12 protein-coding genes are annotated in these 25,586 nt (G+C 43.9%); 1 reads left to right on the top strand and 11 read right to left on the bottom strand.

All coding sequences use genetic code 11. The annotated features are described in order from the left end of the window. Positions 1-60 precede the first annotated feature (60 nt). The 11 genes from QUA78_RS26910 to QUA78_RS26960 form a co-directional block, all read right to left on the bottom strand. Positions 61-5,139, bottom strand: coding sequence for an AAA family ATPase (locus QUA78_RS26910; protein ID WP_333303649.1), 5,079 nt, complete (start codon positions 5,137-5,139; stop codon positions 61-63). 195 nt (positions 5,140-5,334) lie between these two features. Continuing rightward, positions 5,335-5,511 carry an ATP-binding protein gene (locus QUA78_RS26915; RefSeq protein WP_333303650.1) on the bottom strand — a complete coding sequence of 59 codons (177 nt, stop codon included), beginning with the start codon at positions 5,509-5,511 and terminating at the stop codon, positions 5,335-5,337. Positions 5,512-5,554: 43 nt separating this feature from the next. Then, positions 5,555-11,005 carry an AAA family ATPase gene (locus tag QUA78_RS26920; RefSeq protein WP_333303648.1) on the bottom strand — a complete coding sequence of 1,817 codons (5,451 nt, stop codon included), beginning with the start codon at positions 11,003-11,005 and terminating at the stop codon, positions 5,555-5,557. A 54-nt stretch (positions 11,006-11,059) separates the two neighbouring features. Further along, positions 11,060-16,468, bottom strand: a complete 5,409-nt coding sequence (locus tag QUA78_RS26925) for an AAA family ATPase (RefSeq protein WP_333303647.1) — start codon at positions 16,466-16,468, stop codon at positions 11,060-11,062. Positions 16,469-16,958: 490 nt separating this feature from the next. Continuing rightward, on the bottom strand, positions 16,959-17,972 hold the full coding sequence (gene cydB, locus QUA78_RS26930; RefSeq protein ID WP_333303646.1) for a cytochrome d ubiquinol oxidase subunit II: 1,014 nt from the start codon (positions 17,970-17,972) through the stop codon (positions 16,959-16,961). An 8-nt stretch (positions 17,973-17,980) separates the two neighbouring features. Beyond that, positions 17,981-19,423: a cytochrome ubiquinol oxidase subunit I gene (locus QUA78_RS26935; protein WP_333303645.1), complete on the bottom strand. Its 1,443-nt coding sequence runs from the start codon at positions 19,421-19,423 to the stop codon at positions 17,981-17,983. A 398-nt stretch (positions 19,424-19,821) separates the two neighbouring features. Further along, positions 19,822-20,295 (bottom strand): hypothetical protein, encoded by a 474-nt coding sequence (locus QUA78_RS26940; RefSeq protein WP_333303644.1) that lies wholly within the window; start codon positions 20,293-20,295, stop codon positions 19,822-19,824. Then, complete coding sequence (locus QUA78_RS26945) at positions 20,270-21,475, bottom strand: urease accessory protein UreH domain-containing protein (protein ID WP_333303643.1); 1,206 nt, start codon at positions 21,473-21,475, stop codon at positions 20,270-20,272. Before QUA78_RS26945 ends, QUA78_RS26940 begins: the two co-directional genes overlap by 26 nt. Before the next feature lie 181 nt (positions 21,476-21,656). Then, positions 21,657-22,724, bottom strand: coding sequence for an LOG family protein (locus tag QUA78_RS26950; RefSeq protein WP_333303642.1), 1,068 nt, complete (start codon positions 22,722-22,724; stop codon positions 21,657-21,659). 189 nt (positions 22,725-22,913) lie between these two features. Continuing rightward, positions 22,914-23,237 carry a thioredoxin gene (trxA, locus tag QUA78_RS26955; RefSeq protein ID WP_333399115.1) on the bottom strand — a complete coding sequence of 108 codons (324 nt, stop codon included), beginning with the start codon at positions 23,235-23,237 and terminating at the stop codon, positions 22,914-22,916. 506 nt (positions 23,238-23,743) lie between these two features. After that, positions 23,744-24,907, bottom strand: coding sequence for a GuaB3 family IMP dehydrogenase-related protein (locus QUA78_RS26960; protein ID WP_333399116.1), 1,164 nt, complete (start codon positions 24,905-24,907; stop codon positions 23,744-23,746). 122 nt (positions 24,908-25,029) lie between these two features. On the opposite strand from QUA78_RS26960, the gene QUA78_RS26965 reads away from it, so the two are divergent. Continuing rightward, complete coding sequence (locus QUA78_RS26965) at positions 25,030-25,527, top strand: hypothetical protein (RefSeq protein WP_333399117.1); 498 nt, start codon at positions 25,030-25,032, stop codon at positions 25,525-25,527. The last annotated feature ends 59 nt before the right edge of the window (positions 25,528-25,586 follow it).

Here is a 25,586-nt window from a genome sequence, read left to right on the forward strand (position 1 = left end):
TTATCATTATTATTCCATAATATTTCTATCCCAAGAGGTATTGACAAAATCTACTCCCTTCTAACTTGTTACCAATGTGGCACTACTGACGTTGTTGAAGATAGTGCGGAGGTTCTGCTCGGAAATTTGCAGGGCTGTTTCCGCAGCTTTGTATTCAGCTTCGCTGCGTTTACGATCGCTCACATCAAAGACAACACCATCCCATACAGTTGACTCATCGGCTCGTCGTTCTGGTTGAGATATTGCTTGCACCCATTTTATCGTGCCGGACGAGGTGACACTGCGCCATTCATGATTAAATGGGGTCAGGGTTTGGGCAGATTTAGTAATTGCTTGTTCCACATCAGCGAGATCGCCGGCATAAACTGCATCGAAGACATTGATGATTCCTGCCATCACCATTTCTGGCTCAGCTTCATATAGATTGATGCAACCAGAACTTGCGTAGGTTATAGACTTAGCACCATCGGCAGCCAACTGTAATTGAAAGACCATCCCTGGAATATTGTCAGCCATCTTATGGAAGCGGGCTTCGCTGGCACGGAGTTCTGTCAAAGCTTGTTGTGACTGCTGATAGAGGCGGGCATTTTCGAGGGCAATTGCTGCTTGGGAGCAGAGCAGATTGAGCAGTTCGACGCGATCGCTTGTAAATGCTCCAATTGTCAGATTATTTTCCAAATATAAAATCCCAATCAACTTACCTTGATTGAGAATTGGACTACAAAGCACACTTTTAGGCTGGTGTTTTTCAATGTAACTATCTCCAGAAAACTCAGTATATAACCTAGCATCTACCAGTACCAGAGGTCTCAAACTCCGCTTAACAGTATTCACCAAAGCGATCGCCACATTCTGACTTGATTCTAGCGGCATGGGTGGTAATAGCTGCGGTTCTTGTCCCTCTTCCACAAAGGCTGCTACCTGTAACTCAATATCTTGTTGTAGCAGTAAGACACACTTACTTGCCCCAGCATTTGTCATCACTATTTGTAACAGAGTAGTCAAGAGTTTATCGAGTTCAATTTCCCCTGAAATCGCTTGAGATGCCTTGAGCAGAGTTGCCAAATCTAGAACTTCCGAGGCTGTGCTAGAAGAGCGGTTATAAGCCATCGTTTCCAGCCTAAGACTTTCCTTGAAAGAGGTAGACGATTGGGGTGGCTGAAGGAGAGGATCGAGGAGTTGAGGATAACGTTGTTCTAAATCAGTAACTTTGGCTTGGGATCCCCATCGGGCATAACAGTAATAGGCCTCAATCATGTAGGCTTGAGCAACTTTTTGTTTACCCCAATTGAGATAGAATTTGGCTGCAAGTTCATTAGCTAGAGCTTCTTCGTTGAGAAATTGATGCTCTTTTGCGAGGGAAATGGCGCGATCGTACAAGTCTATTGCATCGGCTTTATTACCCAAAATCCGGTGTTTTTCTGCTTCAACTAAATACCATTTATGCTTATAATTCATGGGAGCATTTTGCGCCCGCTGTTGCAGAATAGTTTGATGAGTTTCCACCATGGTGAGTATTTCGGATTGCTCCTGCTCTGGCTTGGTGGGGAAGATTGCCAGGTACGTCAAGGCTGCATAGAAATGAAAAATCGGAACATGAATCAATCCCGATATTGCCATCAAATACGGCTTCGCTTGGGCAATGTAGTCTAGGGCCGACGTATTGTTTCCATAACAGTAGGCAAGTAAAAGTTTGTAAACATAGACCTTGGCGATCGCTGTAAGTTCATTATTCTGATGATGCTGAGGAAGCATCACCGTTTCATCGTAGGCAGAGCCGATTAAGCAATCAGACGGAATACAGACTTTCCTCAAGTTATTCACAGTCTGCTGCATAATATCAAAATAAGCCTGAGCCGAATATTGTTTTGCCTGTGCCATCGCAGCACTATAACTTGCTATTTCGGTCTCCCAAGTGTCAAGTTCCACCCCACTAAAAAAGTTGGATTCGAGGTATATAAGTATGCTATAGCCAGATTGTAAAAAATTTCCTGTTTCCATAGCAGCCGTATAGCTACCTTTCAGCGTCGGTATCGTTGCCCTTATAGCTTCTTGGCGATGCTGAATAAAGCTCCCAAAAAAAGCTGGAATTGTGGCTTTGAGTTCGCGGATATTGAACCGATCGAGCAAATTCATCGCCAATTTACCAAAGCTATAGCCTGTTTCCACCTCTCCCAAAAAGGCACACAACACCATTCCGTGAATTGCATACCCCACCGTCGATGCGGGTGCATTCCCAAAGTCGATCGATAAACTCACCATCATGGAGCTAAGAATGGGTAGCAATCCCGGCATTCCCAGAAAAACGGGCGGAAATAAAGCTCCCAATAGTTGTATTGCTGCCTGAGTTGTGGCATTACTCATCACTGGTAGGTCAACCAGTTCTTCAATCAGTTTGCCACCTTGTTGGCTGCCAAGGGTTTGTAGTGCTTTGCCAATTTTGGTTTGATCAGTTTCGGTGGGGAGTTTAACACCCAATTGTAAGAGTGCATCTCTCCCTAGCGCGATCGCTTCTAACATCTTGCCTTGGGCTGTCTGGGCGACGATTAAAATTTCGTAAATTTTAACTTTGTCTAAAATTGTCTGAGCTGATTGCAACACCAGTGTGGCCATCTGTTCCATTCCATCAAAGTCATGATTCAAATAGACAACTTCGGCGGAGGAAACATAGAGATTTAGAGTCAATTCATACTGATAAACCCAGCACTTGCTTGTGAGTAAATCAATCCCTATTTGTAAATAAATCCTTGCTGCGGCGTAAGCTGTAGACTTTCTCGCCTTAACTCCAGCTTTCAAATTCAGTTGAGCTAATGCTTCTCGTTCACTCGGTTTGCTGATTAACTCAATTCCTAAATTCAAATGCCCGACAATATCAAACAGTTTTTCCTCGGGGTCTATCTCTGAGGAATTTTGTAGGAGTAATTGTCCTATTTTAAGATGAGTTGCTTGTTTTAGAGCGTCAGGAATCAGGGAATAAGCAGCTTGTTGGACGCGATCGTGCAAAAACCGATAAGTCGGATTAGCCGCTGCACTAGAAACTGACTCATTATCAGATTGAGTAAAGAACTTATAAGCTTCCGTAGTCGGAATAATCAAACCTTCTTGCAAAGATTTCCATAAAGCAGTAGCAGCAACTTCCGCCGACTTTTCACTGACGATTGCCAAAGTAGCTAAATCAAACTGCGACCCAATACAAGCGGCTAATTTAAGCATTTCCTGAGTAGGAAACGGCATTTTCTGCAATTGCAATGCCATAAACTCTACCACATCATCAGTAATTGCCAAGGCTTTCACTTGAGCAAGATCGCACTGCCACCCCCCTTGTAACCCTTTCTGTCTCGCCTTGGTAAGGGGGGATGAAAGGGGGGTGGGGGACTGAGGGGGGTCAAAAGTAATCAGCCCATCGTCATGTAAAGCCTTCAGGAATTGCGTAGCAAAAAAGGGATTACCTTGAGTTTTTTGATACACCAGTTTTTTCAGAGGTTTGGCAATCTCTGGTTCGCAACTAAGAGTATCTGAAATCAATTGATTAATGTCATTTTTTTGCAAAGGAGTCAAGGTAAGTGTATTCACCGTTGCCCCGAATTTAATAATCTCATCCACCGTCAAAATAAATGGATGAGTAGGAGACACTTCATTATCTCGATAAGCACCTAACACCAATAAATGTCCCGTATCTTCCATCAACAGTTGCAACAATTTCAATGATGCCGAATCTGCCCATTGCAAATCATCTAAAAAAATTACTAAAGGATGTTCAGCTTGCGTAAATACTTGTACAAATTTTTGCATCAGTAGATTGAAGCGATTTTGAGCAGCACTTCCCGATAGTTCTGGTGCTATTTGTTGTTTACCAATAATACCTTTTAGCTCAGGAATTACATCAATTAAGACTTGTCCGTTGTCGCCAACTGCTGTCAAAACTTTGCTTTTCCATCTTTGTAACTGAGCATCTGATTCTGATATTAATTGATTCATTAAATCCCGGAAAGCTTGCACAAATGCACTGAATGGAATATTGCGCTGGAACTGGTCATATTTGCCTTTGATGAAATAGCCCCGTTGTCTGACAATTGGCTTGTGAACTTCATTCACCACTGCGGTTTTGCCAATTCCAGAAAAACCTGCCACTAGCATCATTTCTGTGCTGCCTGTACTGACTCGTTCAAAGGCAGCTAATAGACGATCGACTTCTTTTTCTCTACCGTACAGTTTTTCTGGTATCAGGAACCTGTCTGTAATATCTTCCTGTCCTAAATCAAAGGCTTCAATGTTACCAGTTTTTTCTAATTGAGCCAAACAAATTTCTAAATCATGTTTTAATCCTAATGCACTTTGATAGCGGTTTTCAGCATTTTTTGCCATCAATTTACTGACAATATGCGATAAAACTATGGGGATTTTTGGATGAATTTGATGTATCGATATTGACTGTTTGGCGAGATGACAATGTACCAGTTCCATCGGGTCATCAGAGAGAAATGGTAAATGTCCTGTCAATAATTCATAAAAAGTGACACCGAGGGCATAAAAGTCGCTACGATAGTCAATGCCGCGATTCATTCGTCCGGTTTGTTCGGGAGAGAGATAGGCTAATGTCCCTTCAAGGATGTGGAGATTCTGGATTTCTTGAGTTTCTCGTGGTAAGAGTGAGGCGATACTAAAATCAATTAGTTTTATTTGTTTAGTGTCGGGATTAATCAGAATATTAGCGGGTTTAATATCTTTGTGAATGACTCGGCTTTGGTATAGATAGTGGAGAATGTCTGTTAGTTGCAGTGCCAGCTTAAGAAATTCTGTTAAAGATAAAGATTTAGCAGGTTGGTTTTTATCATTTGCTATCTTGAGATAATTAGATAGGGAAATCCCTCCAAAGTCCTCCATGACTAAGGCATAGCTATTGTGGTATACTTCTAGAGTCAGAGGTTTAACAATACTGGGGAAGTTAAGATTTTTGGCAATGGTGTACTGATTGCGAAACTGGACGAGTTCGTTGAAATTCGGGTATTCGTTTCGTAGTAGTTTGATGATGACAGGAGTGCGATCGCTATCTCGAACACCCCGATAAACGAGGGTGCGAGAGCCTGCATAGATTTGTTCTGCGAGCCGATACCCAGCTAGGGGAATGATCGCATCCATTTTTCAGTCCTCAAAAAAATTGCTCAACTATAACTCTAGGGTATAGTTTATCAACCAGATCGGGAAACATCCCCAATTGATACTAATGTTTTTAACTTTATTGGCTAATGGTCTATATTGTTCTAATATCAACCTTTCCCAGCACGAGATTTGCGGACGAACCACAGAAGGATGTCATTCATTGCTGCATCACAACTATCTTGATTTTATTGTCTTCACGGGAATTGTAATCAAAAACTCTGCACCTTGACCTAAGGCTGAATTTACTTCTAAAATATCAGAGTGTTTCTCAACAACAATCTGCCGTGCGATCGCCAATCCCAATCCCGTGCCTTTACCCACACCTTTAGTTGTAAATAAATGATCGCATATCTTTTGTTTGACCTCTCAACGGGCGTAGCAGTAAGATGCTTCTTTAGGCTCTAATATAGCTGATGGGAATCTCGATAGCTAACTCTGTACCATCTCCAACTCTAGAATTACAGGTTAATTTACCGCCATGTTTTTTGACAATACCATAGCTAACAGATAAACCCAAACCTGTACCGCTACCCACTGGTTTAGTTGTAAAAAATGGATCGAATATTCGGGATTGAATATTCGCCGGGATACCGGCACCATTATCAGTGATTTTAATTCTCACCCTGTCTTTGTCTATGACTTCAGTCTGAATCGTGATGACAGGATTTTTATCTGTTTTATTAATTGATTGAAGAGCATCAATAGCGTTACTGAGAATACTCAGAAATACTTGATTTATCTCACTAGCATAACAAATTACATTGGGCAGATTTCCATACTCTTTAATAACTTGTATTTCTGATTTGCCATCGCTCAGTCTTAAGCGAGTTTGTAAAATTAGCAAAGTGCTTTCAATTCCGGTATGTAAATCTACTGGTTTCATGTCGGCTTCATCTAAGCGGGAAAAGTTACGCAAACTCAGGATAATTTGGCTAATGCGATCGCTCCCTGCTTTCATAGATTCCAGCATTTTAATTAAATCTTCCCAGATAAATTCTAAATCCATTTCTTCTATTTTCGCTTGAATTACTCCACTGGGGTCGGGATACTCTTGTTGATAAATATCAAGTAAAATAAGCAAATCTTTGACATAATGCTCTGTATGTGCAAGATTGCTATGAATAAATGTTACTGGATTGTTAATTTCGTGAGCAATCCCAGCTACCAGTTGACCGAGAGATGACATTTTTTCGCTCTGAATTAATTGTGCTTGGGTTTGTTGTAAGTTTTTAAATGCTTGCTCTAAATCAAAAGCTTTTTGGCTTAAATCTTCCGTTTTTTGCGCTACTTCTGCTTCTAAGGTTTGGGAATAATTCTCTATTTGTTTATATAAACGAGCATTATCAATAGAGATCGCCGCTTGAGCTGCGAGTATCTGGATAATTTCTACTCGCTCATTAGTAAATGCTCCCAGTGTTAAGTTATTTTCTAAGTACACAATACCGACGAGTTTTCCTTGCCGAATAATTGGAGTACATAAAACTGATTTAGGTTGATGAGCGATCGTATAGCGATCGCCTGCAAATTGGTCGGCTGTACTTAAGTTGTCAAAAACAGCCGTCTCTTGAGTTCGTGCCACCGCATAAATCAAACCCTGAGGAATTTCCTGATATTGTTCCAGAGGAATTTCTAATATTTTTGTCTGCTTTTGTGCGGCTTGAGCGACGACTAACCATTGTCGGTCTTGGCGAAGCACTAAACAACCGATTTGTGCTCCCCCATTCGCAAGCATAATCTGCATCAAAGTGGCTAACAGTTTCTCTAATTCAATTTCTTGTGAAATGGCTTGTGCTGCCATCATTACTGCTGGAAAATCTAACCATAAATTCTCGGTACTACTGACGCTAGTTAGGCTTCCCATCCAGGTCTGGTTGATGGTTGTCCCAGATGTGATGACAAATTTAGCAGGTTGGAGAATAGCTTTCAGTAGTTGTGGATAGTGTTGTTCTAAATAAGCTACTTTAGCCTTTGCATCCCAACGGGAATAACAGTAATAGGCTTCAATCATGTAAGATTGTGCAACTTTTTCTTTCCCCCAATCTAAGTAGAATTTGGCAGCTAGTTCGTTAGCTAAACCTTCTTCTTGGATATAACCATTTTCTTTGGCTCCTGAAATAGCGCGATCGTACCAATCTCCAGCTTCATAATTTTTGCCTAAAACCCGACATTTTTCTGCTTCTACTAAGTCAACTTTATGTTGGTGATTCATCGGAGCCTGGTGTGCCCATTCAGCCAGAGTGGTTTGATGGGTTTCTGCCAAAGCGAGAGTGTTCGCTTGCTCAACTTCTGACTGCGTAGAGCAGAGTGCTAAGTAGGTTAACCCGGCATAGAAATGGAAAACCGGAGTATGAATCATTGCTGCCGCTACCCTCAAATAGAGGCTTGCTTGGGCAATGTAGTCTAGGGCGTTGGTATAGTTGCCAAAAAGATAGGCAAGCATTAGTTTGTAGTTATAGGCAAGAGCGAGTGCAGTAAGCTCACTATTCTGATTATGCTCAGGAAACATCACGGTTTCATCATAAGCCTGACCTATTAACAAATCCGGTTGATTGACAATTTCCCTCAAGTTCTGCACCGTCTGTTGTGTCATCTTCACGTAAAATATAGGAGAATATTGCTTCACAGTCGTTAAGACAACACAGTAATTTTCTATTTCTGCGTGCCAATCATCAATCTCTACTCCCGAAAAAAAATTATTATATAAATAACTACTGACGCAGTAGCCAGCATTGAGAAAATCACCTGTTTCCATTCCGACTAAATAGCCTTCTTTCGCCGTTGGGATTGCTGCCCTCAGTGGTTCTTGACGATGCTGAATAAAACAGCCAAACCAAAGTAAAGTGATACATTTAAATTCTGGCCAATTCAACTGATTGAGTAAACTCAGTGCTACTCGCCCAAAGCTATAACCTTTTTCTACTTCTCCGAAAAAACCAGACAGCACAATACCATAACCCACATACCCGATTGTTGATGCTGGCGCATTGCCAAATTGAAGTGATATACTGACCATTGTGGCACAAAGCAGAGGCTGCAAGGCAGGATTTCCCATAAAAATAGCCGGAAACAAGATGCCTAACAATTGCATCGCCGCGATTGTCCGAGGATCGCTCATCACGGGAAGGTTAACCAGTTCCTCAATCTGTTTGCCCTCCAGTTGGTTGGCAAGGTTTTGTAGTGCAATGCGTGTCAACGCTTCGTCAGTTTCATAGGGGAGTTCAATCCCCAATTGTGCTAGGGCATTGGTGCCGATAGCGATCGCTTCTAACATCTGACTCTGAGTTGTCAGTGCGTTGATTTGAATCTCAAATATTTTGACTTTATCTAGTATTGTTTTGGCCGATCGCAAAACCTGGGCGGCCATTTCTTCCATGCCATTAAAATCGGCATTTAAGTAGGCCGTTTCAGCCGCAGCCACATAAAGATTTAGGGTTAATTCATACTGAGTTTGCCAACAGTTTTCTGTGAGTAACTCCAGCCCTGTTTTTACAAAACTTCTGGCGCCTGCATAGGCTGTAGAATTTCTGGCTTTCTGTCCGGCTGCTAAGTTCAGTCTGGCTAAGGCTTCCCGTTCCTCTGCTTGAGTCATGAACTCAATTCCTAAATTCAAATGCCCGACAATATCAAACAGCTTTTCCTCTTTTTCTATCTCTGATAAGTTTTGTTGGAGTAGTTGCCCAATATGGTAATGGGTCTGCTGTTTTTGCTCATCAGGAATCAATGAATAAGCCGCTTGTTGGACGCGATCGTGTAAAAATCGATAAGTCGGATTAGCGGAAGCATTGAAAACTTCCTCACTATCAGATTGGGTAAAGAACTTATAGATTTCGGTAGTAGGAATTACTAAACCTTCCTGCAAGGCTTTCCATAAAGCTGTTGCGGTACTGTCTGGTGATTTCTCACTGACAATTGCTAAGGTATTCAAATCAAACTGCGCCCCAATACAAGCCCCTAGTTTGAGACTATCCTGAGTTTGTCTGGGCAATTTTTGTAATTGCAATGCCATGAATTCAACGACATCATCAGTAATTGCTAAAGCCTTCACTTGGGCAATATCGCATTGCCAATATTGAATCTCGCAATCAAAGCTAATTAACTTGTCATCATGTAATGCTTTGAGAAACTGGGTCGCAAAAAAAGGATTACCTTGAGTTTTTTGATAGACCAATTTTGTTAAAGGCTGGGCTAGTGATGATTCACAATTCAGTGTATCTGCCACTAACTGATTCATATCAAGTTCCCTTAACGGTGGTAAAGTAATTGTATTCACCGTTGCCCCAGTTTTGACAATTTCATCCACTGTTAAAATCAATGGATGTACGGGGGAGACTTCATTATCTCGATACGCACCTAATATTAATAGATACCCCGCATCTTGCATCAATAATTTAAGCAAGTTCAGTGATGCGGAATCTGCCCATTGCAAGTCATCTAAAAACATGACTAACGGATGTTCTTTACTGGTAAAGACTTGCACAAATTTTGGAAACAGGAGATTAAAACGATTTTGGGCGGCTGTTCCTGATAATTCAAGGGCGGCTGGCTGTTTACCGATAATATTTTCTAACTCAGGAATTACGTCAATTAAGACTTGTCCGTTGTCTCCTACTGTGGTTAATATCTGGCTTTTCCATGTTTCTAATTGCCAATCTGATTCGGATAGCAATTGCCCCATTAAATCGCGGAATGCTTGCACAAAGGCGCTGAAGGGAATGTTGCGCTGAAATTGGTCATATTTCCCTTTAATAAAATAACCCCGTTGCCGCACAATGGGTTTATGAACTTCGTTGACCACTGCGGTTTTTCCAATTCCTGAAAAACCCGCAACGAGCATCATTTCTGTTGCACCTTCGCTGACTCTTTCAAAGGCTTGTATGAGCGTTTCTACTTCGGTTTCTCGTCCATAGAGTTTGTCGGGGATGAGGAAGCGATCGCTCACATCCCTACACCCAATTTCAAAGGATTCAATCCCACCGTTTTCTTGAATTTGATTTAAACATTTTTCTAAATCAAATTTCATCCCGACTGCACTTTGATAGCGGTCTTCAGCATTTTTTGCCATCAATTTATTGACAATTTCTGAGAGTACAGGGGGAATTTCTAAATTAATTTCATGGACTAAGGATGAGGTTTTAGCAATATGAGAATGGACTACTTCTATTGGATCGTTGGATTGAAATGGTACTTCTCCTGTCAGTAATTCATAGAAAGTGACTCCTAAAGAATAAAAGTCAGTCCGATAGTCAATTCCCCGATTCATTCGGCCTGTTTGTTCTGGAGAAATGTACGCAAGCGTCCCTTCTAAGACATTGGGATTCATCAAAGTTTGTGTTTCCCGTGGGAGGAGAGAGGCAATACTAAAGTCGATTAATTTGACTTCTTTGGTTTCGGGATTAATTAAGATATTACTGGGTTTAATGTCTTTATGAATAATGCGCTCGCGATACAATATATCTAAGGTATTGCACAGCGAGACCGCTACCTGTAAAAATTCCCTCAAAGACAGTGCGTTTTTCCCTTTCAGTGCCCATTCCTGAAGAGAAATTCCCCCAAAGTCTTCCATGACTAACGCATAACCATTTCGATATAGTTCGAGACTATATGTTTGGATGATTCCAGGGTGATGAAGGTTTTTAGCAATGGTGTACTGATTGCGAAACTGCACCAGTTCGCTGAAGCTAGGATACTCACTTTTCAGCAGTTTGATGACAACAGGTAGTTGGTCATTGCTACGGATGGCTCGAAATACTAAGGTGCGACTTCCTGAATAAACTGTTTCGAGAATTTGATAGTTTGGAATTTGAAATTTTGGGTAGTCTTTGCTTTTTTTGTTTGTATTATTCATTGCTATTGTTGTTTGATAATTTAGCGTGAGTAATTAATTAAATGAGTCTGAATGCTAGGGAAATTTAACTTGTTTATTCTCCCTTGATGGTAAGGTGATAATAAATTCTGTTCCTTGACCTAGTGTTGAGTTGACGTTCAGGGAACCGCTATGTTTCTCAAATACAATCTGCCGTGCGATCGCCAAGCCCAACCCTGTGCCTTTACCGACTTCTTTCGTCGTAAATAAATCCTCAAAAATCTTCTCTCGCACCGCCTCATTAATGCCAACCCCATTGTCTTTGATGCGAATCACAACTTGCTGCCGATCGCCCGATAATTCTGTCTCGATCATAATTTTATTAGGAGTCGCTTTAATCTCTGCAAAGCTCCGTCCAGTATTTGATTCATCCAGGGCATCGATCGCATTCGCCAACAGATTCATAAAAACTTGATTGAGCTGGCCGGCATAACACTCAACTAAAGGCAAATCCCCGTATTTCTTAATAACTTGAATCTCCGGGCGAGTGTCTGAAGCTTTGAGACGGTGTTTGAGGATCATCAAGGTACTGTTGATGCCATCATGGATATTACAAGCAACAGGGCGATCGCTATCGGCACGGGAAAAAGTTCTGAGGCTAGTGCTAATATCTTTAATCCGCTTCACACCTTCACGCATCGAGCTAACCAACTTCGGTAAATCTTCCCGAATATAGTCGAGATCGATTGTTTTAATTTCCTCTTGAATATCTGCATCGGGTTGAGGATACTTTTGTTGATACAAATCGAGCAAGCCAAATAAATCCTGAACATAATCCAATGCCGGTTGAATATTGCCATTTAAAAAACCAACCGGATTGTTGATTTCGTGAGCCACACCAGCGACTAGATTTCCCAGCGCCGACATTTTTTCACTTTGGACAATTTGCAATTGAGCTTGTTTTAGGTTATCAAAAGCTTGTTGCGCCTGTTGATAGAGGCAGGCATTTTGCAGGGAGATAGCGGCTTGAGAGCAGAGCAAATTCAGCACCTCAACCCGATCGCTCGTAAATGCGCCAACCGTCAGGTTATTTTCCAGATACAGAATTCCAATCAACTTACCTTGATTAACAATTTGACTGCAAAGCACACTTTTAGGCTGGTGCTGTTCAATATAACTATCTCCAGCAAACTGAGGATTTACCCTCGCATCGGCAAGTACCAGCGGTTTCAAACTCCGCTTGACAGTATTGACCAAACTAATCGCTACATCCTGACTTGATTCTAGCGGTATTGATGGTAATAGTTGTGGTTCCTGCCCCTCTACGACAAGGGCTACTACCTGTAACTCAATATCTTGTTTAAGCAATAACACACACCGGCTTGCCCCAGCATTTGTAAGCACTATTTTTAAGAGAGTAGTCAGGAGTCTATCTAGTTCAATCTCCCCAGAAATGGCTTGAGAGGCTTTGATCAGAGTAGGCAAATCTAGAAATTCAGAGTTGCTGCTAGAAGAGTGGGTATAAGTAATCGTTCCCCGGGCGATCGTTTCCTTAAAGGAAGTAAAGGATTGAGCTTGCTGAAGGATAAGACCGAGTAGGCGAGGATAACTTTTTTCCAAATCGTCTATTTTGGCTTTTGCTCCCCATCGGGCATAACAATAATATGCTTCAATCATGTAGGCTTGAGCTACTTTTTCTTTGCCCCATTCCAAGTAGAATTTCGCTGCTAGTTCGTTGGCAAGGGCTTCTTCGTTGACGAATTTATGATCTTGAGCGAGTCGGATCGCGCGATCGTACATTTCCAGTGCATCTGCCTTGTAACCCAAAACCCGCTGCCGTTCTGCTTCAACTAAATACCACTTATGCAGATGATTCATGGGAGCATTTTGCGCCCACTGGTGCAGAGTGGTTTGATGGGTTTCCACAGAGGCAAGAATATCAGCTTGCTCAATTTCTGGCTGTGTGGGTAAAAGCGCCAGATGCGTCAGGGCTGCATAGAAATGGAAAATGGGAATAAAAATACATCCTGGTACTGCTATCAAATAGGGCTGGGCTTGGCTAATGTAATTGCTCGCCTCTTTGTAGTTACCAAAGCAGTAAGCAAGCAACAGTTTGTAGATATAAACCTCGGCGATGGCAGTGAATTCATAATCCTGATTATGCTTGGGCATCATCACTGTTTCATCGTAGGCCGGGCCGATTAAGCAATCCGACAGAATCTCGACTTCCCTTAAGTTGTTCACCGTCTGCCGCACCATATCTACATAAATTTGAGCCGAATATTGCTTGACCTGAGCCAAGGCAGCGCTGTAACTTGCTATTTCTGATTCCAAATTGCTCAGTTCTACTCCACTGAAAAAGTTCATATAGCTGTAAGTGACCATGCTGTAGCCAGCGCTTAGAAAATCGCCAGTTTCCATGCCAGCCGTATAGCTATCTTTCGTCGTCAGCATCACTGCCCTCATTGCTTCTTTGCGATGCTGAATAAAGGCTCCAAATAGATTCTGAATCATGGACTTGAATTCTCGTACATTGAACCTATCAAGCAATAAAAGTGCCAATTTACCAAAGGCATACCCCGTTTCCACCTCTCCCAAAAACGCACATAACACCAGTCCGTGAATGCCATACCCCACCGTCGATGCTGGCGCATTCCCAAAGGAGAGCGATAAACTCACCATCTTGCAGCTAAGTAGGGGCAGCAAACCCGGCATTCCCAGAAAGATGGGAGAATATAACGTTCCTAACAGTGGCATGGCAGCCTGAGCCTTGGCATCAGTTATCATCGGCAGATTAGCTAGGTCTTCAATCCGTCTACCTTGGAGTTGGCTAGCAACGGCTTGTAGCGCTTGGCTAATCAAGGCTTCGTCAGGTGCACTGGGTAGTTCAATCCCCAATTGCCAGAGTGCATCTCTTGCTACTGCAATGGCTTCTAGTGACTTGCTCTGTGCTGTCTGGGCGGCGATTTGAATTTCGTAAATTTTGATTTTGTCTAAAATTGTCTGGGCTGCTTGCAACACTTGTGCTGCTATCTCTTCCATGCCGTCAAAGTCAGCATTCAAATAGGCGGCTTCAGCAGCAGCAACATAGAGGTTCAGGGTTAATTCATACTGCCTTTGCCAGCAGTTGGCTGTTAGTAGATCAATGCCTGTTTGCAGATAAACTCTAGCTGCTGTGTAGGCGGTAGAATTTCTGGCTTTACAACCGGCTTCTAAATTCAGTTTAGCTAAGGCTTCTCGTTCGCTCGGTTGGGCGATTAACTCAATTCCTCGATTGAAATGCCCGACAATATCAAACAGTTTTTCCTCTTGCTCTATCTCTGGGGAATTCTGCTGGAGTAGCTGTCCTATTTTGAGATGAGTTGCTTTTTTCTGTGAATCAGGAATTAGCGAATATGCGGCTTGCTGGACGCGATCGTGTAAAAATCGATAAGTTGGATTAGCTGAAGCCTTGAAAACTTCATCACTATCCGATTCCGTAAAGAACTTATAGATTTTGGTCGTGGGAATTACCAAACCTTCCTGCAATACTTTCCATAAAGCCGTAGCCGTCATTCCAGCAGATTTCTCACTGACAATTACTAAGGTATTCAAATCAAACTGCGCTCCTATACAAGCAGCTAATGTGAGAACATCCTGAGTTTCTTTGGGCAACTTCTGTAATTGCAATGCCATGAATTCAACGACATCATCAGTGATAGCTAAGGTTTTGACTTGGGCTATATCACACTGCCAATGCCGAATATCCCAATTAAAGGTAATTAGCTGATCGTCATGTAATGCTTTGAGAAACTGAGTGGCAAAGAAAGGATTTCCCTGAGTTTTTTGATATACTAATTTTGTCAAAGGTTGGGCAATGGATGATTCGCAATTCAGCGTATCCGCCACCAACAAATTCATATCTGCTTCGCTTAACGCTTGCAAAGTAATCCTATTCACTGTTGCTCCCGTTTTAACTATCTCATCCACTGTCAAAATAAATGGATGCACGGGCGAAACTTCATTATCTCGATAGGCCCCCAATACTAATAAATATCCTGTATCCCTCATCAATAATTGTAGCAAATTCAGGGAGGCTGAATCCGCCCATTGCAAGTCATCCAAAAACATCACTAAAGGATGTTCTTTGGTTGTAAAAACTTGCATAAATTTCTGCATGAACAGATTAAAGCGATTTTGGGCGGCACTTCCTGACAATTCAGTTGCAGGAAGTTGAGCGCCAATTATGCCTTCTAACTCAGGAATCACGTCAATCAAGACTTGTCCGTTGTCTCCCACTGCTGCTAAAATCTGGGTTTTCCATGTTTGCAGTTGGGTATCCGATTCTGATAGCAGTTGACCCATTAAGTCGCGAAAGGCTTGCACAAAGGCACTGAAGGGAATGTTGCGTTGAAATTGATCGTATTTGCCTTTGATAAAATAACCGCGCTGACGGACAATGGGTTTATGAACTTCATTGACAACGGCTGTTTTCCCAATTCCCGAAAAACCTGCTACTAGCATCATTTCCGTTGTTCCCAGGCTGACTCGCTCAAAGGCAGCTAATAGTTGAGCAACTTCTTTTTCTCTACCGTAAAGCTTTTCGGGGATAGTAAAGCGATCGCTAATATCTCGCTTTCCAAGTTCAAAATATTCTATCTTCGCTGTTTTTTGTAACTGAAATAAACAAATTTCTAAATCGTGCTTGAGTCCTAATGCACTTTGATAGCGGTGTTCGGCATTTTTTGCCATCAGCTTACTGACAATTTTTGATAAAATCAGGGGAACTTCTGGATTTATTTGATGGATCGGTATCGACTCTTTGGCGAGATGACAATGTACCACTTTCATCGGGTCATCAGAGATAAATGGCAACTTTCCTGTCAACAATTCATAAAAGGTCACACCCAGGGAATAAAAGTCACTACGATAGTCAATGCCTCGATTCATCCGTCCTGTTTGTTCGGGGGATAGATAGGCTAATGTTCCTTCTAAAATATTGGGATTCTGGATTTCTTGGGTTTCTCGTGGTAGGAGGGATGCAATACTAAAGTCAATTAGTTTGATTTTTTTTGTGTCTGGATTAATGAGAATATTAGCGGGTTTTATATCTTTGTGAATAACTCGGTTTTGGTAGAGATAGTGAATAATGTCTGTTAGTTGTATGGCGACTTGGAAAAATTCTGCTAAAGGTAAAGCTTGAGATGATGGGGTTTGATTTGTTGCTGTTTTGAGATAAGTAGGTAGAGATACTCCACCAAAGTCATCCATTACTAGGGCATAGCTATTTTGGTATACTTCCAGCGTTAGGGGTTTGACGATGTGAGGGAAGTCGAGATTTTTGGCAATGGTATATTGGTTGCGAAACTGGACGAGCTCGTTGAAGGTGGGGTATTCGTTTCGCAGCAGTTTGAGGACGACTGGATATTGATCGCGGGTACGGATGCCTCGATAGACGAGGGTGCGTGCACCTACATAAAGTTGCTCTGTAATCTGATAACCTGACAAATGGGCGATCGCATCCATAACTGGTTGACCCTTTATTATAAAACAGTTAAATTAAAACCTTCTATTCCATTGTATTTTATTATTTGACAAAGATAGCGATCGCAAACTCTGCATCCTTGCTAGGGACAGAATTAACTGTAATTTTTTCCCCGATGTTTTTCAATTATTATTTGACGAAAGCAACTTGGTCACAAGCCCCCGGATTCATCCGTGTACTTTGAAAAAAGCTCCGCCTCCGGATCGCAAGCCCCGGACTCATCCGTGCGAGCAATCTTAAATCTCAAATCTCAAATTTCAAATCGCATGACGTGCGATCGCTAATTCTAAACGAGTCCTTTCTCTACTCCGCACTATTTGCGCTATGTATAGTATGGTTACGTAACTTGTGGCGGTATTCAGAAAACAATAATCTGTAATTAGCCCGCAAATATACGCAGATAATATCAAGCCGGATATAGAGTTGATATTATCTGCGTACATTAGCCTGCATCTGCGGTTTTATTATTCTTTATTCCCCGTAGTGGCTACCGACAACCTTACCCCGAAAAACAACATAATTGTAGATGTTGTAAAAAATCATAATCGGGATCAGAAAGCCCATGAACACAATCATAAACACCAGCGCGCTGGGAGAAGCTGCGGCTTGGTAAATCGTGATTTGCGTAGGGATAATGTAGGGAAAAACAATCAACCCCAAGCCGATGAAACTGAGCATAAAAATCAGAATCGTCCAGATAAACGGCGTGCGTTCTTCTTTGTTTGCGAGACTTTTCAGCAGCAGTCCCACCAACAGCACTCCCAACAAAGGAATCGCGGCAAATACATAAACTAGCGGTTTCTCGAACAACCTGGCTCTAGCACTTTCGTAAAAAATCGGAGTGGCGATCGTAATTAAAACTGCTCCGATTAGTGTTGTCACCGCCGCAATTTTAGCCGTGCGATAATGATTTGTTTGCAGTTCGCCTTCTGTTTTCATAATTAAATAGGTTGAACCGATCAAAACATAGCCTTGAATCAGCGTCAAAGCAACCAAGATCGATCGCCAATCCAGCCAGTCCCAAGTAGTACCCACAAAGTGACCTGCTTCATCAACCGCAATGCCTTCGAGCACCGCACCGAGGGCAAATCCTTGAGCTAAAGATGCTAAAAAACTGCCAGCACCAAAAGCGTAATTCCAGAATTTTTTCCGGTTAGAATGCTCGCGAAACTCAAACGCGACAGCCCGAAATATCAAACCAAAAAGCATCATGCAAATCGGTATGTACAGCGCCGTTAAAATCGTACCGTAAGCGAGGGGAAATGCGCCAAACAGAGCGCCTCCCATCAACACCAGCCAAGTTTCGTTAGCGTCCCAAACGTTGCCCAAACTCGTCATTAAAATGCCCCTGCGTTCCTCGTCGTCAGCAGTCAGAGACAAGATTCCGACTCCCAAGTCAAAACCGTCTAGCATGACGTAGAGCAAGAGAAAAATACCTAAAACTACGAACCAAACTTGCGGGAGAAAATGCTCCAAAGCTTGCATAAAATCTCCTATTGTTGTGCTTCTACTGGACGTTTATCGGGAATGTGTTCAGCAGGTTGAGTTTCGATTGCAGGTTCATTGTCTAATCCCGGTACTGGCAGATTTAAATTAGGCCCTTGGCGGATAATTCTGCTGCCAAAATACAAGGCACAAACAAACAAAAAGCTGTAAATAACTGCAAAGAAACTGAGAGAAGTTAAAACATTGGTGGCGGGGATGTTTGACACCGCGTCAGCAGTGCGAATTTGCCCGTATAAAGCCCACGGTTGTCTGCCGACACAGCGGACAATCCAACCCGATTCTACAGCAATATATCCTAGGGGAGCAGCTAATACCCAAGCACGCAGCAGCCAAGGTTGACTGCTAATATTTTCAGCAGCAAGTTTGCCTCGCATCCACTGAATTATACTCAACAGCATCAATCCTACAAAAAAGAATCCAATGCCGGACATGATGCGGAAACAATAATAGATTAAACCCACCATCCGGGGTCTATCTTCTGGCTTCCATTCCTTTAAACCGAGTACGGGTTCGGAGAGTTTTTGTTTGAATTCCAGAACGTATCCTAAGCCATTTGGCACGCTAATTTCCCAGTCATTTTTTTGGGCTTTTTCATTAGGAAAAGCTAGCAAAGTCCAATCTGCTGACTCTCCCGCTGGTGAAGTTTCCCACTTAGCTTCGATTGCTGCTAATTTAGTGGGTTGATAGTGATAAACTTGTTCGGCGCTCAAATGTCCGATGTATATCTGCAAGGGTGCCACGGCGATTGCTGTCGCTATGGCAATTTTTAAAGACTTGGAAAAAAAGGCTTGGTTGCGCTTATTGAGAATGTACCAAGCGCTAATTCCCCCAATGACAAACAGCGAAGTTTCTAACGTCGCAAAAAACATATGGAGAATGCTGTTTAATGCGAACGGGTTCATAATTGCTTGAAAGTAATCGCTGACAATAAACTTGCCATTGACCATTTCTCCGCCCGCAGGAGTTTGCAGCCAAGAATTAGCGACTAAAATCCAAACTGTGGATAGGTTAGCGCCGAAGGCTACCATGATTGTAGCGAAAAGATGGACGATCGGGTGAACGCGCTCCCAACCAAACAGCATAATTCCTAAAAAGCCGGCTTCTAGCATAAATGCCATTGAAGCTTCAAATCCCAAAATGCTGCCAAAAAAGTCACCGACTGCTTCGGAAAATGGTGCCCAGTTTGTGCCGAATTGAAATTCCATTGGAATTCCGGAAGCTACTCCAATTCCGAAGTTGAGGACGTAGAGTTTAGACCAAAAACGAGCGTGGTGGTAGTAGTCGGGATTGCGAGTTTTCAGCCACATTCCCTCAACAATTACCAGATAAATCCCCATTCCAGTAGTCAGAACTGGCCACAGCATATGGAAGATGGCGGTTAGTGCAAATTGCATCCGCGATAGCGCCACGGTGTTAGATAAGATATCCATCGTTATATCCTTTGGTCAGTTCAATAGAGGTTAGCTTGCACAAATTCCAGAATTGACACTGACAATGTAACCCAGAAATTTACTTAGTGCAGAATTAACCCAGTGATCTTTATTAAAAATTAAGATTTGCTATTTGAAATAAGGAGGAAGAAGGAAGAAGAAAGAATTTCGAGAACAAGGGCAATAAAATTAAGGATTTCAGCTATTAAGCACGTCATAACCCTCGTGGTACTTGCTATAATAGTAATTTAACGAAATTATCGACTTTGTGCCAAAATCAACTTAAAATAGAAAACTTGCTCTCAATCTTCCTCTTCTTTCCTGTCCTTTGTGGTCTCTGCAATTAATTCACAGAAAATCTCTCGATCGGTCGTTAAAATCTAAAATCTAAAATGGTATTACCTAACCGTCACACTGTAACTCAGTTTAAACGGTTTAAAATTAGCTTTATTTTTGGCTGTTCCGCTCAATTCAAGTTCGTAAATGCCAGCCTTGGGAAATACGATATCTGCTCCTGGCATTCCTTGATATTTTTCCGCAGATACTGCTTTTAAAGGCGGCTGCATCAGTGGCTTATCCGCTTCTTTGCGATCTTTCGGATAAACCGCTAATTTGCAATTACACTGCTCTAGTGGGATAATTTGACCGCCCCTGCGAGTTAGCGCAAACCAGACTCTCGCAGGCTGTCCGGCGCGGGGGTTGTGGTTGGGTTCTAGGTGAAAGGTAGCGGCTACATCTCCCGATACTTCGACTTCGTGCGCCAAAACAGAAATCGAGTTTAACTGCGCCGGATTGGGAATTGCTGCTTCAATTAGCAATCCCAAAAAAACTAACAATCCCAAACTTTTACTTGTGTTTGACAGGCGAAACATAGAACTTCTCCAGTGATAAAACAGACCAAAACAAGCGCGATCGCACTAGCAAGACGCCCAGGGCAATTATTCCCAAAAGCAGCGCCCGTAATTGATTAACCGCCGTCCATTCAAAGCCGCCCAGATAGTGGGAACCGATGAGTGTTGCGTGTACAGCGCACAGCAAGAAAGCTGGAACGCTTAACAGGTGAAGCATTCGCCACAGCTTGCCTAAAAAATTTTGAATGCGATCGACACTTGTAACTGCCGCCGGCAACATCAACAGCAGGGACAGCATCCCAGCCGCCATTCCCAACTGATGCTGCGGCAACATGAAAGACACAGCATCAAAATTCCATCGCAGCGTATGATCCAGCATATGAAACGTGTGGGCGACAGCTAGGACAAACGCGCCCACACCCAAGGCGCGGCGGTAGCGCAGCAGTTGCGGCAAAAACTTGCTAACCGGACGCGCCAACAGTGCTAGCATCAAGCACAGCAGCGCTGCGTGGCCCGTAAAATCTACCATTTCATCGGTTCGCAGCAAGGTAAGAATCCCGATCGCCACTGTTACCCAACCACCCGCACGAAACAGTTGACTCCGCCTGTTAGCGCTCAATCTGCCAGCAAAAAAACCCACTCCCAGCATAGTTGGCAGCGTGCCGAGTCCGAAGGCCAGCATCGTCGCCGCACCCAAAACCGGGTTTCCCGTTTCCGTCGCCTTAATCTGGGCCGCGTAGAGGAAACCGCAGGGAATCAAACCCCAAAGCAAACCCAAAGCAATCGGCACCCACCAGTTTTTTTGTGCCGAAAGCTTGTTCATTGCTTGTCCGACTCGATCGTGCGACATTGGGTGCAGCAGCGGCAATCCCGGCAGCAAACCCGGTTTAATTTGCACTACTCCGAACCAAATCAGCATAGTGCCCGTCAGAAGTGCGATCGCGCGCCGCAATTCGCTGCCCGTACCTGCCAAAAGTCCGCCAGCAATCAACACCGAACCCAGTCCGCCAATTGCAGCACCAACGAAAGCGTAAGCAGAAATTCTCCCCAAATTCAGCAGTAGGTGAAAGCGCAAAGTAGCTAATTTATCCTTGCCGGCACTAGATAGCGAAAACGCCATTGCCAGCGGGCCGCACATCCCCGCGCAGTGACCGAAACTGCCGAGAAATCCCAAAGCGCTAATTAGCAGCAGGTCTAGCATTTTGCTGGTTTTTCCCAAATAATGCCATCAAGATATTGACAAGATTTTCTTTTGCTATTGCCCGCTTTTTTTTGAACTTTGTACAAATATTTATCTTAATCGATTTTGTCAAAACAAAAGTTGTCAAACTTCTCTCCGACCTCACCCATATCAAAAATTACTGATGACTGATGACTGATAACTACTTTTTTTCTGGATGCGTCGCTTCCGGCGAAGCTGCACCCATTTGATTTATAGCAGCAATTAGCTGGTAAAGTCGCCCCAAATCCCGCTGGTTGAAATGCAAAGTCAGGCGCGGCAGATCGAAAGTTGCATCTCCTATTTCCGGCGGCAAAGCTTGACTTTTTTCAATTTTTCCGGTGACAACAATATCGCTAAAATCAGCATTTAGCCGATCGACATTATCCTCAGAAAGCTCTGTTTTCAAGCGAATTACCAATTTTTCGTTAACGTAGCGGCAGGAGTGATAAACCAGATAAAAACTTGCGATCGCCTCGCAAGCGACATTTACATCGTCAGTAATCGTATAGAGGCTGCGATCGTCGGCTGAAATCAAACCCCGGCCCCGCAATTGTTTTTGCACAAAATAATTCCAATCGTGCCAATAATCTCCTCCCGGTCGATCGATCAAGACCAAAGGAGCCGGCCCGAACTTGCCAGTTTGAGTCAAAGTCAGACACTCAAAAGCCTCGTCCAGAGTGCCGAAACCGCCCGGAAACAGAGCCAAAGCATCGCTCTCCCGGAGAAAAAATAACTTGCGAGTGAAAAAATATTTAAAAGTGAGCAACTTGGGATCGCCCGCAATGAAAGGATTAGAACTTTGCTCGAAAGGTAACAGAATGTTCAGCCCAAAAGAACGTTCAGCAGTCGCCCCCTCGTTCCCCGCCTGCATAATCCCGCCGCCGCCGCCAGTAATTACCATAAACCCCTGCTGGGCCATCGCCCGCGCAAAGTCTCTGGCCATCAAATATTCCGCCGATTCCGGTAATACCCTCGCCGAACCAAAAATCACAATTTTGCGAACGTGGCGGTAAGGATAAAACATCTCAAAAGCGCTCTCCATATCTCGGAGCGAGGCAGCCAGAATCTTCCAGTCTAGGCGATCGAGCTCCTCTCCGGCCATTTGCACTATAGTAGAGAGCGATCGTTCGATCCACTCAGAGTGCTTCAACATTGGGAAGCGATCGATCAAATCGATCAATTCAGCTTGGAGGGACTCAAGACCTTGACCAGACCCAGAAGGAATCATGAATTTTTCCGAAACGGTAACAATTTGTCGCTAATAAAAATTAAGGGGCAAGCCAAATTTAGAAGCCAATAGCCACCAGCAAATTGCCCTGCTGGCAACTAATAACTTTTCCAGTAGCTTTGCCCCGGTTCTGAAGCGAGTTAGCTTTCGCGGTCCAAAAAGAACAGCGCGCAACCGCTCGCAGTTGAGTTAAATGTACTTTTCCAGAGTGTTTGCCAGAGTAGTTTTCGGAACTGCCCCAACGACCATATCCACCCGTTGACCGCCCTTAAATATCATCAGCGTCGGAATGCTGCGGATACCGTATTGGCTGGCAACCTGAGGATTTTCGTCGGTATTAACTTTTACTACCTTGACCTGCCCTTCATATTGCTGGGCAATTTCGTCTACGACGGGCGCCACCATCCGACAGGGCCCGCACCAGGGAGCCCAAAAATCCACTAGAACTGGAACTTCGCTATCGAGCACTTCCTGCTTAAAGGTAGAGTCGGTTACTTGCGCGGCTGCTGACATCCCTAGCCATCCTTGTAAATACTATTTCTCGGATAACAAGTCTAGCAAAAAATGTAACCACTTGCGTCAACGATTTTAACAGAAGGCTTCTGAAGAAGAAGGAAGGAGGCATTCGGCTTCCGAAGGCAAAACGAAAAGGGTAGAAGGTTGAAGGCACTTATGTTTCCGAACGCAGAAGGCACTTATGTTTCCCAAGGCAGAAGGCATTCTGCAGAAAAATTCTCCCCCTATTGCCCTCTCTCCCACTTTCCTACTTTCCCACTCTCCCACTCTCCGGAGCTAAGAGCCTCAGCTCTGTACCTAGTAAGCAAGAGCGAAGATTTCCGGCAAAAAAGGAACCGCCCGAACAGTAGTCCGGGCGGAGTGTGGTGTGAGGAGTGAACGGAAACATTCGTCTCCGCTTCTTATATTGTGACATCTCCTTCTCGATAATTCCACAACATTCTGTAAATTTCGAGACTATTGAACAAATTTTGTCAACGTACCCTGGTCTTGGGTCGGTAAATCTACTTACCCATGCCCAACTGCTGAGCTTTTTGATAGACTTTACCCTCAGTCAGCAGAGAAGGAGCAATTACCACTTCCACTTGCTGCATCTCCTTAATATCCTTAGCGCCCAAGGTGCCCATGCTAGTTTTCAGAGCTCCGAGCAAGTTGTGCGTACCGTCATCTAGCAGCGCAGGCCCGCGCAAAATTTGCTCCACAGTGCCGGTAGTCCCCACGCGAATGCGAGTGCCGCGCGGCAAAACCGGGCTGGGAGTCGCCATCCCCCAGTGAAAGCCGCGGCCGGGAGCTTCGGCGGCCCTGGCAAAGGGCGAACCAATCATCACTCCATCCGCGCCGCAGGCAATGCACTTGCAGATATCGCCACCGGTAATTAAACCGCCGTCAGCAATCACCGACACGTATTTGCCAGTTTCGCGATAGTAGTCGTCCCGCGCGGCGGCGCAGTCTGCTACCGCTGTGGCTTGGGGAACGCCGACACCCAATACGCCCCGAGATGTGCAAGCTGCACCCGGCCCAATGCCCACGAGAATGCCCGCAGCGCCAGTTTTCATTAAATTCAGAGCGACTTCGTAGGTCACGCAGTTGCCCAAAATTACTGGTATCGGCATCTCTTGACAGAATTGAGTTAAGTCTAGAGGCGCGATCTCTTCAGGGGAAAGGAAAGCTGTCGAGACGACTGTTGCTTGCACAAAAAATATATCGGCTCCCGATTCAGCAACTGTTGAGCCGTATTTGCTCGCAGCGGCCGGTGTACCGCTGACGGCGGCAATCCCTCCTCCTGCTTTAATTTCTTTAATTCTCAGGTCGATTAATTCTGGTTTGATCGGTTCGGCATAGAGTTGCTGCATCAGGGAAACAAATTCGTGGTTCCCGACACTCGCGATGCGCTCTAATATTGGCTGGGGATCGGCATAGCGGGTTTGAATTCCTTCTAGGTTGAGCACGCCCATTGCTCCCAATTCCGACAGCAAAATCGCCATGCGGACATCGACTACCCCATCCATTGCGCTGGCGATAATCGGGATTTCTCGATCGATCCCGCCAATCTGCCACTTGGTATCTGCCAAACTCGGATCGAGGGTGCGCTGTCCGGGTACAAGCGCGATTTCATCTATGCCGTAAGCTCTGCGAGCGCTTTTGCCCCGCCCAATTTCAATATTCACGCTGTTTCACTTCCACAATGTATTTAAATTAGACTAACAAAAAGTTAGCCGACCCGAGTGTAGCTATCGCACGGCTGTCTTTAAAAAAAGCTCGGCACTGATTCTGATTGTATTCTGATTCTATGAAATCGAAGGGGGTGCTTTTCCTCAGCAACGGCCACGGGGAAGACGCAATTAACTGTCAAATTCTCAAAGCTTTGAAAGCATCTGGCGCGGATGTTGATGTTTCCGCGATGCCGGTTGTAGGTGACGGGGCTGCTTACAGCCGATCGACCTTGCCAATTATTGGGTCTACCAGTCAAATGTCATCTGGGGGAGTTTTTGACATGAACCCCCTGTTTTTGCTCAAAGATGTTGGAACCCGGCTGATTGCTTTGACTTGGCAGCAATTGCAGGCTGTTTGGATGCATTCGTGCTGCTGCGATTTGGTGGTGGCGACTGGGGATATTGTCGATCGGGCGATCGGCCTATCAACCTCGCGCCCCTATATAATTTTTCTGTCGGATCGTTCTAGTTATTACCAGGGGCGAGTCGATTTGGGTTTAATCTTGTGGCAGTTGCTTTGCTCCGAGAAATGTCTGGCGGTTTTTACTAGAGATGCTTTGGTGCGACTCGTTTAACCTAAAATAAGGGCTTAAACCCTTGTGGGACGGTTAGCCTAGCCGATTAACTCGGTTAG

The organism is Microcoleus sp. K4-B3, assembly GCF_036704615.1.
Classification (GTDB): Bacteria; Cyanobacteriota; Cyanobacteriia; order Cyanobacteriales; family Microcoleaceae; genus Microcoleus.